This window comes from Lacihabitans soyangensis (assembly GCF_024343775.1).
Lineage (GTDB): Bacteria > Bacteroidota > Bacteroidia > Cytophagales > Spirosomataceae > Leadbetterella > Leadbetterella soyangensis.
On sequence record NZ_RJUF01000180.1, the window covers coordinates 187422 to 205826 of the forward strand.

Consider the following 18405-nt stretch of genomic DNA (forward strand, 5'->3'; position numbering starts at 1 on the left):
TAAGACATTCATATTTCTCTAAACAAAATGATTGAATAAATGAGATTTACTCAAGGTGAACAATCTACTGATGCCAGAATCAAGACATACGTCTCAACATACGCTCAATACAAAGTGCCCTTGCTCCACCATTTGCTTTGACAGGTGTAGTCATACTGTTAATCCAGCTATTTGTGTCAGTATTTTGCTGCTGATTAAAATACTCCTTACAAGCATTCCAAGCAGCTGGTGAAAGTTGATACACAGCTCTTGAAACTGAATATTCAGAATGGAATGTAACAGTACCCTTACTCTCAGTAGTATGAATACCAAAGGTGCTGGCGTATAAATGGAATTGAACATTTCCTGAACTGTCTACTTGTAGAAGGTTCTGAGCGAAATTGGAATACTTTTCAATTTTGTCGGAATAGGAAAGAGCCGCTTTGGCAAGATTACTTACTGCCTTCGTAATCTCACCTACGTTTTCAGTAGAAATTCCAATGAAAGCATCTACAAAAGAGTTAATCAAAGAATCTGAATTCTGACTGTTATTAATAACGTCTTGGGTATCCGCTTTTAGCAGATCCAACATAGGTGCAGATGCTATATTCTGAGTGAATTGTATAAAATGTTGCTTGTTGCCCATTCCTTCTGGGTCCAAAGGATTATAGCCTGAACGTGTTCTCGCCAATCTTGCGATGGTTTGCATACCCTCGAAAATACTTCCTGGCGATGAACCGTTTGTGGCAGCAGCAGATGCGGCAGCATCATAACCACCAATACCAGCAGAGTTGGCTGGTGCCATTATTTGACCATCTGCAACCTGAAGTACCATTCCAGGCATAAAACTTTGAGAATTGAAATCAATCCATTCTTGTACCGAAACTCCTGTAATACGTGCCATAATTTAATTAGTTAGAAAAATTGGAAATTCTTAATTGATAATACCACAAAGTTCAAGAAGTCCCATGGCCGATATCAGCGTTTAAATACCTGAAAAAACAAACAGGCATTTATGCACGGTTTGATGTTAAAAATACCTTTCGCAGACACTAGGCATTTTTACCTGTTTGATGCCGCTTAAGTAAACTTTACGAGTAGCAGAACACAATCTTGTGTAAAAAGATATTCCGGCTCGAAGTGAAGAATTAGCTTCGGGTTAAGGAAAACCGTTTGGAGTATGATTAGATTCCCAACTTGATGTAAATTAATAACAAGTGAAGATACTAATTGCGTGCATCTCTAAATATGCTTCAATAGGAGATATGTTGCAGGTACACAACTTGCCCACACCCCAATTGTCAGACAAACTGCATAGGACTAAAGCAATCTAAGAGAAATTTAAGATATTGAATACTAATTAAAAAGGAATTGGTAGGGAAAAGTTGATGCTAAAGCTCATTATTTGACTTACAAATATATTTGGGGTGCCACAAATATGAATATCAATAAACAATTGCCTGTATATGTTCCAATGAAAATAATAGTACAGAATTCAACTCACTGAAAGTTCGTTAAATGAAATTTTTGAGTATTTCATCTAATGCCACAAGCAAAATGAATTGATATTGATTATGAAAACTTGAATTTCGTCAAAAAGTGGGAAAACAACCATTTCGAAGCTGATTTAGATGACAATTTCAAAAAAATGGAAATCTTTTAGTACTGTCCAAATGAGAATTAACACTCAATAACAACTACTAAATGTTATGTTAATTCGAGGTTTTCGGCTTTAGCTAATTAATTGTGTGGTGAAAAATTTAATGCCTGATAAGACCTCAAATTGGTCTTGAACTTGGTTGAAAAATATAATGAAGATACCATCACTCAAGTGGCTCACTTTGAACTGGAATGGCTGGCTCACTTTCACAGGAATTTGCACATGGAAGCTACTTTAGATTATTGGTTCAAAATAAAGAATATCTTATTGTTGAGTCCAAGTTAGTGTAAATACTAAGGTAAAATCTCCAGATGGTATTTTAAATCGAGTTTCAGCTTTAAATAGGCATATTCGTCAGATAGCTTTTTTCATGCCCCAGAAGCTCTCAATTGACCTTCACTTCGTTCATACAGACAATGTAAATCTCAATGCTCAATTGGCTCGCTTTGAACCGAAATGGGAGGATCAATTCCACTAGAATATGGGAACAAATCTAATGTCTTTAATACCTACTGAGACTGTCACCAAAATCTGCTGAGTAGCTACATTAAAGACTTTGATACCGCACCATTTCGCCGAAGATGCGTTCAAGCTTTCAGAATAGCAAAAAGACCTCAAATATTGAGGGCTCTTTAGCTGGGACTTTCTTCTACATTGCTAAATGTTAGCTGATGTATTTATTTTTTCTCTTTACAAGCTTTGAAAAAAAGTTCACCAAGTTCTGTTAATACAAATTCAGTTGTCGAGTCCATATCTATATCTAAATTAACATTTGCATAACTCCTGGAATTACCGAAGCCATCTTCTCTTTCTATTGGTATTTCTAGAGTTTGACTTTCCGCATAAAACTCTCGTATCTCTTTTATTAATCCTAGCCGTGTCAAATTTGACATTTCAAAATCTTTAAATAATTCTTGGTATACAACTTCAGCTCTTTTGATTGAATATTGAATTTTGTGTTCTTCGTTATCGAGGTTACGCAATACTCTTTCAACATCCCTTTTTTTGTTTTCTAGTTCCCAAATTCCAGTGCTCCAACTATTTCCTTGTGTTTGTTTCTTTTCCTCTATGTCCTTGCTCAAGGAAGTAATTTGCTTTTGTATTAGTTTATCTTTTTCAATTCTTTCCTTTTTGAATTTCTCTAACTCGGAAATTAAACTTAATCTTCTTGAACTGCAGTTGTCATACACTATCTCCAAAGGCAAAAACTCGTCAGTTGATAACTGGCTTAAAATATATGGGAAAACATGATTTTCTATATTTTGCTCTGAGTCAATAAGATTAGAAAGTAAAATTGACCATTTGTCTTGCATCACTTCTTCCTCCTCTAAGCTAGAATATTCTAAAAGGGGCGATAGAACTTTGAGTGAAATTTTTTTTGGCTCTATGTTATGCTTTTCGCAATAGTCTTTTGCCCTGTTTAGTATTTTCACTTGGTTCTTGAAACGCCACATTGTTATATGGTCTTTCATCAACAAACCAGTTTCCTCAATTGAAGGCATTATTAGTTTGTCAACAAAGCTTTTTGCTATTTCAAGTCCCTTTTCTAATGTCGATGATTTATTGTCAATTTTTTTATCCATAGTTTCGGTTGTCAAAATAAATAAGCTAACATAAAATAAGCTAACATTTTGATAGACGCATTACTTGCAGTAGTTTTTGGATTGCTTTATCCTTTTTCCAGAACCTTTTGAATTTTGGAGTAAGTACTTATTTTTTCCAAATATAATTAATTTGTATGATTATCAATGTTTAAGATTCAGAAATAGTCAATCTGAATTATTGATTTTCCATGGGTAAAACACTATAAATCCCATAACCCAATTACACCCTCTCCATAAAATTCTCCATAAACCCCAAAATCTTGTCTTTCATGCTTGCGAAGGTGGTGTTTCGCTCCAAGAGGCCGAGTATATCGTTTATTATTGGCCTTATTACATTAACCAATAGCAACTTCCCTAACAAATAATACTCAGTTACCACCTCTTACAGCTACCTTATATCGAGGCTTTCAGCTTCCCCTAGAGTAATTAGTGTGTATGTTCATTCGATGCCAGAGAAGTCCTTAAATTGGCTTCCTAAATGGAAATCATCGGTAGTGTAGATTTCCAATGGCTAATTTTGAAACAGAGAGGCTGGATCAATTACACCAAAATGGAAGAACGACCAAGTATACAAAACCCTCAACAATGAAAATCCAGAAGATATTGGAAAAATACAAATCTTAGAGAGTTAAATCAAGGTCTAAAATGCGTGAACACAGAGCTAAAAGAGTAAATAAACCTCCACTTGGTAGAGATTAAACTCTAACCGAGACATACTTATTTAGAACAAGAGCCGCACACACCTTGTGTGTACGTCTTAAATACGGCTCAAAACGACCTACACACCATGCACACACTTTTGTACACACCCCGCACACTGGGTGTGTACAAATGGCAAAAATAGCCGCACACACTCCATTTTCAGAAACCGCACACACCCTAGATAACCCACAAACACCTCAATTGTCCGACAAATTGGATAGAACTAAGGCAATCTAAAAAAAATATAAGAGATAGAATCCGAAATAGACAGGAATTTGGAGGAAAAAGTTGATACCAAAGGTCATCATTTAAAAAATAAAAACAGTTGGAGTGCCACAATAATGCAAAAAAACAAATAATCACTCAATTATGCACCGAAGTAAAGTATAGCATAGAACTCACTGAAAGTTCGTTAATTGAAATTTTCGAGTATTTTGTCATCAAATGACTCAAGCAAATTGATATGGTATTGATAAATGAAAACCAAAATGTCATCAAAGTGTGCGAAAACAACTATGCCGAAGCTTATAAAGATGACATTTTCAATAAATGGAGTATCATTTTGTGGCATCCAATTAAAACCAAATGTTATGAAACAACCACTTGTTGCATCGTTAAATCGAGATTTTTTGTTATAACTGGGAAATTTGTGTTTTTGCTATTTCTATTCCTCAGAAGCCCTCAAATTGACTTTAGACTTGGTAAGTATTTATATCATAGAAATCTACTCTAGTGGCTCACTTTGAACCGGAATTGCTAGCTCACTTTGGTTGGAATATGCACGTGCAAATTAATTGATACTACTTTTTTTTCTATAATGCATGGTTTATCTCTTCCGCTGTCACGACTTCTATTCCAAGCTCCTTTCTAATTCTATGCCTTTTACTTTTCTGATAGTCCGTATAATCGTGAGAAGCAAGAGTTTTTTCGCTTGAGTTAAAGGCCACACGTAGAAACATTCTGTCTTTCTTATTCCTAATGATTTGTTCAATATAGTTCTTAGTTGCATTAGGAATAACATTTGAAACAAAATTTATTCTCATGTTTAATGCTAAATGTACTATTAAATTGTAGCCAAGACTCCCAGGTCTCAAATGCTTGATAAATTCCAATCCAATATAACTTTGATTTGTACTTTCATCAAACGTGAATCCTTCGTCAACAGTTACTAAGGTTGTGTTTGCAAACATTTTATTTATCAACTCCACTGATGATTCTTGATAGTCGGATTCTGAATTGTCTGCATGCACTAAAGTGCAGGTGTCTAAAACTATGTCAATCATTTTCTCCTCCTTTTAGATTGTTCAGTTGCCATAGCTAAAGCCTCTTTTAATGATTCACCAAAAAAGTCTTTAGGCCAATCAAGAGGGTTGATATGTCCATTTTCTTGAAGATTGATTTCTTTAATTATGGAATCATGATTTTTTCTTTCTACAAAGTAAATTGCAACATCCTCTGATTTTAGTTTATCTTCAGCAATCAGTCTTCTTAGTCTCAATAATAGATGTTCACTATGTGTCTCTACAATTATTGTCTGTCCTTTTTTTGCCATTGATGCAAAAAGTTCAGCAAGTTCACACTGAATCCTTGGGTTAAGGTGAATTTCAGGTTGTTCCGCTATTGTAATACTTCGTTTAGGTGACACAATTGCTTGAACAATTAACGGTAAAACTTGGGATGCACCAAATCCAGCATTTGCTATACTTGTGTAAAAAACCGAATCATCTTTTAAAAATCTTAATGAATAAGTATTGCTATAATGATGTTTCAATTCTATTCTGTCTCCAAAGCCGAATCTTTTAACCCAATTATTTAATTCTTCATTATCGTCACCAATTTTTTTTATAAGATTTGGCATATTTTCACCCATACTACCAACGGTATTATAGGTTTCATTTGTGATTTCATAAATTCGATGAGGATTCTCTCTGATTGGTCCAATAAAACTTAAATCCCCTAAATATTTTCTTACTTTACTATTGTTGTATGAAACTGCACTGAGAAATTGAGAAAATCCTTTTGTAAATCGATCAACTTTTCTTTTTATTTTTTCTTCAACCTCATCTTCTTCATTTTCTTCTTTTGCACTATCAAGGTCAAAGAGAACAGCGTTTGGTGAAAAAAGAAAATTAACTGGCTCACTATTGATAATTGATTCTTTTTCAAGTTGATTCATTGAATCAGAACCAATCCCTGTGAATTTATATTTTCCAGGTTTTTTTAATGATAGGCTTAAAAATTTACGATTGAAAATATCATAAACTGTTTTAGTCTTTAGTTTGATTTCACCTTCCTTATGTTCAACTTTAAAGGTTACTTCAAATGCACCTGGAGGATAATCGCCTAATGGGTCAAGATTCTCATCGGAATCATGAATATGATACCTATAACCAAAGAATATTTCATTCTCAGTTTTGTAGTCTTTCACAATTTCCTGATAGTTTCCTCCATCATAAATATCGCCTTTTAGGATAAGAGGAGAAAGACGGTCACGGGAATTTATTGTTTGGTTCATTAATAGGAACGGAGCAAGAAAATTTGTTTTGCCTGAATTGTTTGAACCAAGAATAATTGTTATGGGTTTAATTTTTACCCATCCTGTGTCTCGAAAACCTTTGAAATTTTTCCATCTTACTTCAATGTGATTTAGATGTTTGTCCATTAGTCGTTTTATATTGTTGTTTATTTTTCTGTCGTATATATTCTAATTCAATCAAATAATAATGCCATCTAATTTATAATTTTTCTCAATATTGCAAAAGTTTTTAGATTTGGATGCATTTTTCCTCGAAACTATTGCATTTTAGAGTAAGCCCTTAATTTCATCAAATATAATTATCATTTCAGATTATCAATGTTTTACACATATGAATAGTTAAATTAAAACATTGATTTTCCATGGGTAAAATCACCAAAAATCCCCAAACCCCTACACCCCCTCAATAAAAGTCTCGATAAACTCCAATATCTTATCTTTGATTCTTGAGAAGGTGGAGTTTCGGTCTTTTAGGCCGGGCATTATTGTTAGCATTGGCCTGATTTCGTTTACTAATGGCAACTTCTGAGAGAATAAATATTGTGCAATAACCTCCTGAAGCTTCGTTAAATCGAGGTTTTCGGCTTTGGCTAGGGTAATTAGTGCATTTGCTCTTTCGAGGCTCCAGAACTCCTCAAATTGGCCTTCTACTTGGTCTGCATCCGTTATGTTTGGCAGGTTTTCGTTGATAAATTTCTCTATCAGTATTTTTTTGCTCCTCAGCTGTATTTGGCCTTCTAAAAGCTCCTTTATTTCCTTTTTCTTCTTTTCAAGGTCCTCTTGAGTACCAATATTGAGTTTGGCCAACAGCATCAAGATATAGGCCACATTTACTTCGTCTCTGTGTATAAGCTCCAGCTCAAAATCTACATCGTTTAGGATCGATACTTTTTCTTTGGCCGATGATTTGGCTTTGTCATGGATGTCAAGGTATTTGCTTTTGTAGTCTTCAAAATCTTGACTTGGCATCACTAGGTCCTGTTCTTCATAGTCTGCAAAGGTGCTTAGCGTGTTTTTTATCCGAATCAGTTCTCTGAATTTCTGCACAAACTCCAAAATATCATCTTCTGATGCCAAATCGTTTACACTTTCAACTGTTGGTGTGATTTTAAGTAATTCGGCATATACCTGATTGAATCGATTGATATATTCGCCATAAGGTTTCAATATGATGTCTTCTTTTGCATTTTTGTTTGAAAACAAAGCAATGGCGTCATCTGTGGCGTTTTTAAGGTTTCTGAAGCACACAATATTTCCATGCGATTTCTTGTCGTCCAGTATTCTGTTTGTACGTGAGAAGGCCTGAATTAGGCCGTGGTACTTGAGATTCTTGTCAACAAAGAGCGTATTCAATGTTTTACTGTCAAAACCAGTCAAAAACATGTTTACAACCAACAAAATGTCAATTTCTTTGTTTTTAACTCGCTTCGATATCTCGTTGTAATAGTTGTAAAAAGCTTGACTGTCTTTGGTGGAGTGCCTTGTGCCAAACATTTTGTTGTAGTCGCCAATGTACTTTTCGAGCTTGTCACGATTGTGCATGCTCAGTTTTTGGTACTTTACTTCTGGTTCCGCCACTCGGTTGAAATCAAAATTATCCAACTCATCCAATTCGATGTTGCCATTGTTGTCTTTTACATCTTCGTTGGCCACATAGCTGAAAACTGTAGCGATTCTCAAATCGTGCTTGCCTTCTAATTTCTTTTTGGCAAAAATGTCATAATACTGCGTAAGTAACTCTACCGAACTCACACAAAACATGCCTGTATAGGCTCTTGAATGGGTCTTTTGGTCGTGGTGAGCTATGATGTAATCAGCTATTTTATCAAGCCTTTTGGGCGATTCCAATAGTTCTTGGGTATCAATGCCCTCAACTTCAATATCGAGCTCATTCTGGCTTTCTTTTTGTCGATATCGTCCAACATATTCTACCGAAAACTTCAAAACATTTTCGTCTTTAATGGCATCCGTTATCACATATTTATGCAAACATTCCTCAAAAAGCTCTTTGGTGGTTCGTTTTCGGCCATCCAATGAGGCTGCGTTTTGTTCAAATATCGGTGTGCCAGTAAAACCAAACATTTGGTTGTTGGTAAAATAGCTTTTGATGCGAGCATGGGTTTCGCCAAACTGTGTCCGGTGACATTCGTCGAAAATAAAAACGATGCGTTTGTCTTTCAGCTTCTCCATCTGGTTCAGGTGTCGAATTTTCGAAATGGCCGTATTGAGCTTCTGAATGGTGGTTACTATCAGTTTGGTGTCGTTGGTAAACTGCTCAACGAGTTTTTGTGTATTGTTCGTGCCATCTACACTTCCATCAGAAAAACTGTTAAACTCTTTGGTAGTTTGGTAGTCAAGGTCTTTACGATCTACCACAAACACCACTTTGTGTATGTTCGGGTTGGTGACCAATATCTGGCTGGCTTTAAACGAAGTCAATGTTTTGCCCGAGCCTGTGGTATGCCAAATGTAGCCGTTTTTGGTAGGTCCATTGGCTGGTGTATTCTTTACTCTGTCTAAAATGGCCTCTACCGCAAAATACTGATAAGGTCGCAAAACCATCAATGTGGAGTCTTTTTCTGAAAGTACGATGTAGCGAGTTATCATTTTGGATAAATGACAAGGCTCTAGGAAATCATCCGTAAAAGCGAACAGGTCAGTGATGAGTTTATTGTTTTTGTCAGACCAATAAAAGGTCTGTTTGAAGTTTTGTTTGAGGTTGTTGCTGTAATATTTGGTGTTTACACCGTTGGATATCACAAAAACCTGAATGTATTGGAACAAGCCATAATTGGCACTATAAGAATGTCGCTGGTATCGGTGGGTTTGATTAAATGCCTCTTTTAGCTCCAAGCCACGGCGTTTAAGTTCGATTTGGCAAAGTGGTAAGCCATTTATCAAAATGGTTACGTCATACCGATTTTTGTAGTCGCCTTCATTGCTGATTTGGCTACAAACCTGATATTGATTTTGACACCAAAACTCTTGATTGATAAACTCCAAATAAACGCTAGTACCATCTTCTTTGGTAAGCTGCATTTTGTCACGAAGTATTTTGGCCCTGTCCCAGATATTGCCTTTATTGAGATGAATTAGCACTTGCCCAAATTCCTTCTGAGTCAAGGAAATGCCATTGTGCTTTTCGATTTGGGTTTTAAGATTTGCCACAAGGTCTGCCTCATTTCCGATTTTCACGAAACGGTATCCTTGTTTTATAAGGGCTTCAATGAGTTTGTTTTCAAGTTCGGCTTCTGGCTGTGGCATAGGGCTATTTTTTTAAAAGTTCTTTCAGATTATTATGGGTATAAAGTTCTAGTTCTAATTCTGCAAGTGTATCTATGTAAGTTTGTGCTAAAATGTTTTCAGTTTTTCTTATAATACTCAAATAGTCAATTTCGGATTTTATTTGTTTTGTCCAAGAAACTATTTCATTTTCTTTGAAACCAAGACGTTCTTGAACAACTCTATCAATCGGAAAGTGTGGCGGAGTTGGTATTCTACCAGCACACCAAAGGTATTTTAAATACAAATTCAATATTTTTTGGCAAATACCATAATTAAGGACTCCATTTTGCAGAATATCTTCGTTCCTAGAATACTCCTGAAGTTTTTCGATATTTTTTAAATGCTTATCCTCATCAACTTTAAAATAATATTTTTCTGCAATTTGTTGTATTTCGACATGTAAATATTCACGAAATTCTTTCCTTTTGTTTTCGTCAACATTAGCCTTATAAACATTTGCTCGTTGAAAAGCTGCATGAATGGTCATCATCCAATATTGCGACTCAAGGAATATGTCTTTTAGGCCTTTCATACAAACATCTGCTGCAAAAGCCCCTTTTTAAATGTTTGAGCCTCTTCTATTTGTTGGCCAACTTTTTCGATTTTTTCATCAATTGATGTTAGAAATTTAGCTATTTTTTGCTGTTCAATTGTTGAAGATGGTAAATAAAGCTCTTCCCCATTTAGAAAATCATTATTGCCAATATTCATGGTATTTTTTGCACCTTTTTGAACTAATGGATTCAAATAATTATAGGTATTCTGCCAAATTGAAAAATAATAGTCGAGTAATAGTCCTAAATTTTTATTCCTTGGAGTAAAAACACCATATAAAACAGACACAATTCCAGTTCTATTAAGTTTATTTTGTTTAATAATACCAAATGGGAAATCACTTGTGGGGCTTTTGGTGTATATTATATCATCAGGATAAACAACTTTGTAATTAGTAGTAATTTCGGAGGCATAGGAACGGCCTAAATGTTCAATTTGATTAATTACACCTTTATTCTTAGCAACTGAAAATACTTCCTCTACTTGATTTTTTAAGTTTCTTGTCTTGTGTTCTGTTAAAATCTCTCTCAAACTCTTCTCCTCCCAATCAGGAAAATAAGAGCCATCCTCTTGTTTGAAGCGTATTTCTTGTGAAAAAATCTTTTGCATTAAGCCTTTTTTATATTCTTCCAACAGCCGTTTCTTTTCTTTTAAGGCTTGTATTTTTTCATCAATAGCGGTCAAGAAATTGGCTATTTTTGTTTGTTCTGGAAGTTGGGGAAAGTTGAATGTTAATGATTTGAAATATGGTAAACCTATTGTCTTTATGGTACTTCCTATAGCAATTCGTTCAAATTCAGGCTTATGTATTTGTAATTTATAGTATAAAAACCAATTTGATAACTTATCTTCGAGAGGTTTCCAAACTATAAAATGTTGGCTAACTGCCATATCTACCTTCATAACTGCACTTTTACCAATTCCTGCATCTCTGGAAAGTAAAACACAACCACTTTTATGTAGAACAGCAGAGGAGTTTTTAATGCCATCTTTCGATATTGTAATTGTGGTTTTTTCAATAAATCCTTGATCTAAATATTTTGAATCGGCTAATGAGACCCAAGGTATGTTTCCATCATAATAATTATCAAAGGCTTTACTTGGAGTGTGTCCCGAACCTCTAATTGCCATATCTTCAAGCAATTTCATTTCCCAATTATCCGAAAATTCAGGAAAACGTAATATTGGTTTTTGCATGATCATATTTTAAAATGGGGATTCAATGTTTAATTCCTGACAAAAAGCGGCTATCGCCTTATCAATTTCAACCATTGAGCTGTCAATACTCTTTATTTTTTGAGCTATTTTGGTCAAATCAATAATTTCATCAGCTTCAGAAGTATTCACATATCGAGGAATATTGAGGTTGAAGTCATTTTCCTTGATTTCGCTTATTTTGGCTACATAGCTATACTTTTCTTCGGTTTTTCGATCTCTATAAGTACTCACTATTTTATCAATATGCTCTTCTCGAAGCATATTTTGAGTTTTAACCTTTTCAAAATGCTGGCTTGCATCTATAAAAAGTACATCGTCGGGGTTTTCACGGCATTTTTTAAATACCAAAATACTCGTTGGAATGCTGGTACCATAGAAAATGTTGGCTGGTAGGCCAATCACGGCATCAAGGTAGTTGCAATCTTCAATCAGATATTGTCTAATGTGGCCTTCAGCTCCACCTCTAAACAACACACCATGCGGCATCACCACGGCCATAGCACCGTTGTCGTCTAATTGGTAAATCATATGCTGAATAAATGCAAAATCAGCCTTGCTGCCAGGAGCCAACTTGCCATATTGGCTAAAACGGTCGTCAGTTTGAAACAAAACATTAGCAGACCACTGTGCCGAAAAAGGTGGATTTGCTACAATTGCCTCAAAACGTTTGTCAAGGTGTTGAGGTCTTTCGAGCGTATCTTCCTTTTTGATATCAAACTTGGAGTAATGCACATCGTGTAGGATCATATTCATGCGGGCCAAGTTGTAGGTAGTACGGTTTCGCTCCTGACCGTAGAAAAACGCTACATCTTGCACTTCTTTGGCTACTCGCAATAGCAATGAACCCGAACCACAAGTAGGGTCATATACCGACCTGAGCTTAGTTTTGCCAGTTGTTACTATTTTTGATAATACTTTTGAAACTTCTTGTGGGGTATAAAATTCTCCAGCTTTTTTGCCTGCACCACTAGCAAACTGCCCAATCAAATACTCATAGGCATCGCCCAGAATGTCAGATTCGGTATTTTCAAGTTCAAAGTCTATTTTATCTAAATGCCCTAAAATCTTAGAAATTACCTTGTTTTTGTCTTTTTCTGTGCGACCCAGCTTTGTGGATGTAAGGTCAAGGTCTTCAAAAAGCTTGTTGAAATCGTCTTCGGAGTCTGTACCTGCAGTACTTTGCTCGATATTTCGTAAAATAAGAGCCAAATCGCCTAGAATAAAGCTATCCGTATTGCTTTCTGAGGCTGAATTGTCTTCAGTAGCCTCTTCTATTTGCCCACCACGAGCTGCAATTTGGCTAAAAAGCTCACTTGGCTTCAAGAAATAGCCCAATGACTCTACAGTTTCGTCTTTTATAGCTTCAAGATATTCGATCCCATCTTGAGTATTTTCGTTGATTTCTCGGTATTTGATAGTTTCGCCAGATTCTGAGAGGATTTTATTGGCATTAAGCTCCATTTTCTCAGACAAATATTTATAGAAAATAAAGCCAAGGATGTAGTCTCTAAATTCATCAGCATCCATAAGGCCACGAAGGGTATTGGCGATGTTCCAAAGTTGCTGCTCAAGTTGTTTTTTTTGGTCGATTGACATGGGTTCTTTCTAAAAAATAATGATTTTGTAAGGCTTTTGGCAAATATATGAAAATTAGAAGCTGGATGAAACCTTCCCCACCGGCATCGAGTAATTTTAACTTGAAAATGTTATGATATTTTGGGCCATTTGTGGTTAGTTTAAAAAAAAATGAGGAAAATTTATAATTCATTGGGTTTGTAGGACAAATCTGGTTTCGGGTTAGCGTTTACGCATTTGTATACTTATTTTCTAAAATAGCGTAAACGGCCTCAGATGACACGTTAGGGCCGTAAACGCTAGTGTAAACGGTGGCGTTTACACAGCGTAAACGGTATTGCGAAAATGGCTGTTTACGCCGTAAACACGCTGTAATACAAAGGCGTAAACAGTTTTTTTAATAGCAAGTTGGGCTGTAACACAAAAATGTCTGACATTTTTTTTGAAAGGACGGAAGATTTCAATTTTACCAAGTCTTGAAATCTTCAAAACCCTTTTTTCTTGGAGAATTTTACAAGAAATAATGTAAAAAAAGAAATAATGCTTAAAGAAAGCACCCATGACCAAATGGTAGGTTTCAATGATTCCTCCTCTGGGGATGATATTTCTTCTGTGGTAACCATTTCTTCTTCCTTATCATTAAATTGTGGTTTAAAGTAGTCTTCCAAAACTTGTTCTAGAAACTTGGATATAGACATTTCTTTCTGTAAAGAGTGGTTTAGAATTTTCTCTTTTAGGTTACCACTTAGCCTAAAACTTAATTTTTCGTCTTTGTTTTGCATATTCGTCATGGTTAACTACCTTTTTATTATTATTTCATCTAGGCCATAATTTAAGCAAGCCGTTATGTAGCAATATAAAAACTCATTCATATCGAGTTTACCATCACAATCTAGATCATTATACATGTAAGGTTGGGCTAATAATTCAGGCTCTATATCGAAATGAATATTTCCATCTACGACATATTTCATATGGCCATCGCTTTCAACATCCCAATGGCCTTTTAATAGTTTTTCTTTTTCCATTTAAGCTGCTTGATTATAAAGACAATTGAAAATATGGGAATAAAACATCATGTACTGACGATATAGCTCTGGACTGTTGTCTAGAAGTACTTTGGCATGTTTAATTACGGCTGGCTTTCCGTTTGGCTTCTTCTTGTAGCCCATTTTTTCGAGCCTGAAAGGAATAATCTTTCCTCTCATTTTCTCGAAACTTGGTCCAACCTCTCGACTTATGCGTTCTACTTCTTCTTTACCTATGTAGTTGACCATTTTATCGAGGTAGGCCATAGTTGCATGGTCAGGGTTAATCTCGGGAGAAACAAAGACGTTGGTTTTGCCATCTTGCTCAGTCATGATCACTTCGCGGTAGTTCACAATTTTGGTGAAGTACTTCATAACCGGCACGGCTATTTTTGAAGTCTCAACGGTTCTTAGTACTTCTTGTCCTTCCTCGTTTATTTCGGTTATTTTGCGGCCAACAATGAATGTGCGGCCCATTTCGTCAGTTTCGGTGATGATATCTTCTGCTGGTTTAAATCCTTTGAGTTTATCAGCACAGCCCCAAATACGACCTTTTATTTTTCTGTCTACAAATTCTTTCTTGAAACAGGCTTCTGGGTTGTTTTTCATTTCTTCGGGTGTGTAGGTATAGTATTGCATATTTACTTCTACACGCTCCATTTGGCCATTTTCAGGGTTTAACCTATCCTCATAGGTATAGACCACCTCACGGTTCAGGGCTTCGTTGAATTTCACTTCTTGGTTTTTGCCCAATGGTTTTTCTTCGGGTTTTTTGGCCACATATTTTATCACGTAAGCTGTTACGCTGTCAAGGTGTTGGATGGCTCTAATTTCGGTACTTGGTGGATTGGTAAAGCCACAAGCAAGGGCTTTTTGGTAGGTTGCTTGTTGTTTTTCTATGGCAGCTTGTTCCAATATTTCTTTGTCAAGCACTTCATTATAGTTGATAGAAAGCTCTATGTACTTGGCAAATGTTTCGTTTAGGTTGTTCGGAATTTCGCCAGTCTCGAGAGCTGCTTTTGAAATAGACCGTAGCTCTTCCACATCTTTGGCTTGTTTTTCGGTATCAAGCACAAAGCCATCTTTGTATTTGCGTCTTTGGACGTTAGCATATCGGCTAACATATCCCAGGCGTTCACAACATTGATTCCACTGATCGCGAATCCTATCCCAAGGCACATATTTGTCAGCTACAATATGAAAATGTATTTTGTTGTTTTTTTGAGGTTCCGCTCTCCAAAAGTACACAGTGACACCGAAACCCTTTTTTTGCCCCTTTTTAGGGCCTTTTTTATATAATTCACTCGAATCTGCCGTAAGCCATTTGATAAACGGAGCCAAAACTTTATCCTTGATGTCGTTGTCGGTGTGTAACTGCACCGAAGGAAGTGTGAGAGTAACGAATGTTGGAAAAACCTTTTCGTTATTTACCTCCTTACTGCTTTTCTTTAGTTCATTGTTCAACTCTATGCTGGTAAGCCATACAGACATCATACGTTCAACATACCTCCTGGTTGCCGGAGATAGGTAGCCATTATATGCCGAATCATTTCCGTTTAGATTGTTCAGGTTGTTTTTGGCATTGGGGTTAATAGGAGCATTTTGCTCCCTTCGATAAATATCTACCATGACAATACCATTGTTACGGAAAGAAGCAGTAGTTTCAATGGTAGCTATTTGTGTTGTGGTACGTACTGGCATGCTATTCATGATAGCGTGCCTTTTGGCGGCCTTGGCATCTTTGTCTGCTTTGATTTTGGAATTACGAGCCTCTTGCTTTTGTTTACGGCTCAAAAAAGGCTTTCTGTGCTCAGGAAGGTGGTTTCCGAATAGGTCAAGTTCCATTTTGGATGATGTTGAGAAAATTTCTAAAAAAAACCGAGAATCGACGTTAAGATAAACGAACTATCAGGAGGGCTTAAAAAAGCCATTGAATGCGTTAATTCAATGGCCTTAAAGCATCAAGAAGCTCTGATTTTTTGTAGAAAACTCTGTTACCAATTCCATAAGCTTGAATTTTCTTGGCATTTGTCCAAGTCCATAAAGTAGACAAATTAATATGCAGAAAATTTGCCGCTTGTTTGCGAGTAAGAAGCTCAGTAGGATTGTTGCCAGAAGATTGAAAAGAATTTGATGGGGACATTTGCAATTGTATTTAATTTGACTGCAAATTTGGAGGTGTAACCAGAATTGAAAATAATTTTTTTTCCAGGGAATTTTATCAAAGTGGCACCATTTTCTATTAATTATGGCATTTTAATACGATTTTAAGTAAATTTCCGCAAACTATCGAATCAACAAATTTGATATATATATTACTAATATTCAAACACTTACATTAAACTTAGAATTGTTTTTATCCTAGATTTGCCTTTGAAATAGTTTTTTTTCATTTAAACCTGATCTGTAAATATTTTAGGGTGGAGAATTCCTTTTACTTTATAGTAAATATCTTCCATTTTGGCGAAATTTCTTTCGGACAAATCCTTATTCTGTGGTATTTCAATCTCATAATTATTTAAAAACCAATCTCTTAGTATGTGGAACTTTAAATTTTCATGCATCAGTCTATCGTTTTTCATTTTTTGATATAAAAAACTTACAGAGCTTTGAGAGATACCTAAATTTTCATTTTTCACACATTCCTTAAATATGTATAACCCCCGATTTTTTGTAAAAATATTGTTGCCTTTAAAAGGCACTTCGGAAAATTGTAGAATAATGTTGTTAAAATTATTGATACCCTTAAAGGTTATTTGTAACAGCCGAATGAAATATGAAATGAACTGAATGACTGTAACGCACCCCAAATAACTCGGACATAAATTCAAAAATAATTTTGTAATTATGTCTATGAAAAAGAAGAATTATTCTCAGCAAGAGAAGCTAAAGATCCTGAAGGAATGCGAAGAAAAGGGTATGAAACCAATTTTGGAAAAGTATGGTATTTATCCAACGACCTATTATTACTGGAAGCGTAAGTATTATGTGTCAGGGGAATCTGGGTTAAGCCATGGCAATAACAAAGCATCTCAGGGTCGGATTAAAGAACTTGAAAAAGAGCTCAGGGTATACAAGGAAATGTTGGCCGAGCGAGAGTTGGAAATACGATTAAAGGATGAACTGCTAAAAAAGAAGTATCCCCAGACGAAAAAATAGATTTGGCCAGGAAGTACATTGGTCTGGGGTTAAGCAAATGTCTGGTATTTAGCTTATTAAGAATCACCAAGCATCAGTATTATTATAAGTCAAAGTTAACTGATAACCGAGGTTTGAAACCAACAGAAACTACCCTCAGGATAGATTCAAAGGGTAAGTTACAGCCTATTTCGAATCAAATTGTAGTAGAAATGATGATTAACACCTTATTCTTGCCAGAGACCAGCTATGGTTACAGAGCTATGACTGCCAGCCTGCAACATGATGGCCTTATCATCAATCATAAGAAAGTTTATCGACTTATGCGGGAGTACCAAATACTTAATGACCGCAACCAAAGACCTGCCAAAAACTATGTCAAGTATCGAAGAGTGTATCCCAATCAACCTCTGGAGGTATTAGAGATGGATATTAAGTTTCAGTGGGTGAGTGAACAGGCACGTTATGCATTCATTTTGACGGTTATCGACTGTTTTACCAGAAAAGTGCTGTATTGGGAGGTTGCGTTTTCAATTAAGTCAGCCCAAGTAAAAAAGGCTTGGGAAGAGATAATTCTCAACTATCTGCAACCCTATCAAATGCTTAAAAATGATATCACCGTCGAAATAAGAAATGATAATGACACCCGATTTGCTGCCAAAGAGATTCAGACGTTTTTTAAGGAAAACTACCTTAATCAGGTATTTACTCACCCCTACACTCCACAAGAAAACGGACATATCGAAAGCTTCCATTCCATACTGGCAAGGTCGTTAAATGCCAAAGCTTTCAAAACATTAAACGAGCTAGAAAAACACCTGATGAATTTTTATAAAATATACAATAACAGCAGATTACATGGAAGCCTCGATCACCTCTCGCCAGTAATTTTCTGGAAATTGTGGAATCAAAACTTAATAGAAATGATAGAAGAACAGAACAAGCCAAAAAGATTTAATCTAAAAATTCCCCACTACCTGCTATCGGGGAATGGAAGCCTGAGGGAAGTTTCTCCCGAGCTCGAAAAGCTCACTATCAAAATGCACGGGCCCGAGACACTTGATCTACTTTCGGTGCAAAGGTCACCGTCGGTCGTTTCTCCATCACAAAATTAGTATATTGCAG

The 18405-nt window shown here is 35.8% G+C and carries 15 protein-coding genes; 2 read left to right on the plus strand and 13 right to left on the minus strand.

Features of this window, described 5'->3' with window-relative positions; translation table 11 throughout:
* Window positions 1-79 precede the first annotated feature (79 nt).
* The 13 genes from EGI31_RS19685 to EGI31_RS19745 all read right to left on the minus strand — a co-directional run bounded on the left by EGI31_RS19685 (window position 80) and on the right by EGI31_RS19745 (window position 16724).
* The gene (locus EGI31_RS19685; protein ID WP_255038870.1) at window positions 80-883 is read right to left on the minus strand and encodes a hypothetical protein; all 804 of its coding nucleotides are present in this window, start codon (window positions 881-883) and stop codon (window positions 80-82) included.
* A 1433-nt stretch (window positions 884-2316) separates the two neighbouring features.
* Entirely contained in the window at window positions 2317-3222 is a 906-nt protein-coding gene (locus EGI31_RS19690) for an Abi-alpha family protein (protein ID WP_255038871.1), read from the minus strand.
* Window positions 3223-4757: 1535 nt separating this feature from the next.
* Complete coding sequence (locus EGI31_RS19695; protein WP_255038872.1) at window positions 4758-5228, minus strand: hypothetical protein; 471 nt, start codon at window positions 5226-5228, stop codon at window positions 4758-4760.
* Window positions 5225-6607: an AAA family ATPase gene (locus tag EGI31_RS19700; RefSeq protein ID WP_255038873.1), complete on the minus strand. Its 1383-nt coding sequence runs from the start codon at window positions 6605-6607 to the stop codon at window positions 5225-5227. The genes EGI31_RS19695 and EGI31_RS19700 overlap by 4 nt, the downstream gene beginning before the upstream one ends.
* A 267-nt stretch (window positions 6608-6874) precedes the next feature.
* Window positions 6875-9745 carry a type I restriction endonuclease subunit R gene (locus tag EGI31_RS19705; RefSeq protein WP_255038874.1) on the minus strand — a complete coding sequence of 957 codons (2871 nt, stop codon included), beginning with the start codon at window positions 9743-9745 and terminating at the stop codon, window positions 6875-6877.
* A 4-nt stretch (window positions 9746-9749) separates the two neighbouring features.
* On the minus strand, window positions 9750-10298 hold the full coding sequence (locus EGI31_RS19710) for a hypothetical protein (protein ID WP_255038875.1): 549 nt from the start codon (window positions 10296-10298) through the stop codon (window positions 9750-9752).
* Window positions 10295-11518: a restriction endonuclease subunit S gene (locus EGI31_RS19715; RefSeq protein ID WP_255038876.1), complete on the minus strand. Its 1224-nt coding sequence runs from the start codon at window positions 11516-11518 to the stop codon at window positions 10295-10297. Before EGI31_RS19715 ends, EGI31_RS19710 begins: the two co-directional genes overlap by 4 nt.
* A gap of 9 nt (window positions 11519-11527) precedes the next feature.
* Complete coding sequence (locus EGI31_RS19720) at window positions 11528-13135, minus strand: type I restriction-modification system subunit M (RefSeq protein ID WP_255038877.1); 1608 nt, start codon at window positions 13133-13135, stop codon at window positions 11528-11530.
* Between the two features lie 464 nt (window positions 13136-13599).
* Window positions 13600-13896 (minus strand): hypothetical protein, encoded by a 297-nt coding sequence (locus EGI31_RS19725; protein WP_255038878.1) that lies wholly within the window; start codon window positions 13894-13896, stop codon window positions 13600-13602.
* A 15-nt stretch (window positions 13897-13911) separates the two neighbouring features.
* Complete coding sequence (locus EGI31_RS19730; RefSeq protein ID WP_255038879.1) at window positions 13912-14142, minus strand: hypothetical protein; 231 nt, start codon at window positions 14140-14142, stop codon at window positions 13912-13914.
* Window positions 14143-15987 carry a hypothetical protein gene (locus EGI31_RS19735; protein ID WP_255038880.1) on the minus strand — a complete coding sequence of 615 codons (1845 nt, stop codon included), beginning with the start codon at window positions 15985-15987 and terminating at the stop codon, window positions 14143-14145.
* Window positions 15988-16081: 94 nt separating this feature from the next.
* A complete protein-coding gene (locus tag EGI31_RS19740; protein ID WP_255038881.1) occupies window positions 16082-16285 on the minus strand; it encodes a helix-turn-helix domain-containing protein in 204 nt (67 codons plus the stop codon).
* Between the two features lie 250 nt (window positions 16286-16535).
* Complete coding sequence (locus tag EGI31_RS19745) at window positions 16536-16724, minus strand: hypothetical protein (protein ID WP_255038882.1); 189 nt, start codon at window positions 16722-16724, stop codon at window positions 16536-16538.
* Window positions 16725-16989: 265 nt separating this feature from the next.
* Here EGI31_RS19745 and EGI31_RS19750 point away from each other — a divergent pair, with 265 nt between their 5' ends.
* Both EGI31_RS19750 and EGI31_RS19755 read left to right on the plus strand, forming a co-directional pair.
* Entirely contained in the window at window positions 16990-17301 is a 312-nt protein-coding gene (locus EGI31_RS19750) for a transposase (protein WP_255036201.1), read from the plus strand.
* A gap of 113 nt (window positions 17302-17414) precedes the next feature.
* Window positions 17415-18395 (plus strand): integrase core domain-containing protein, encoded by a 981-nt coding sequence (locus EGI31_RS19755; RefSeq protein WP_255038883.1) that lies wholly within the window; start codon window positions 17415-17417, stop codon window positions 18393-18395.
* The last annotated feature ends 10 nt before the right edge of the window (window positions 18396-18405 follow it).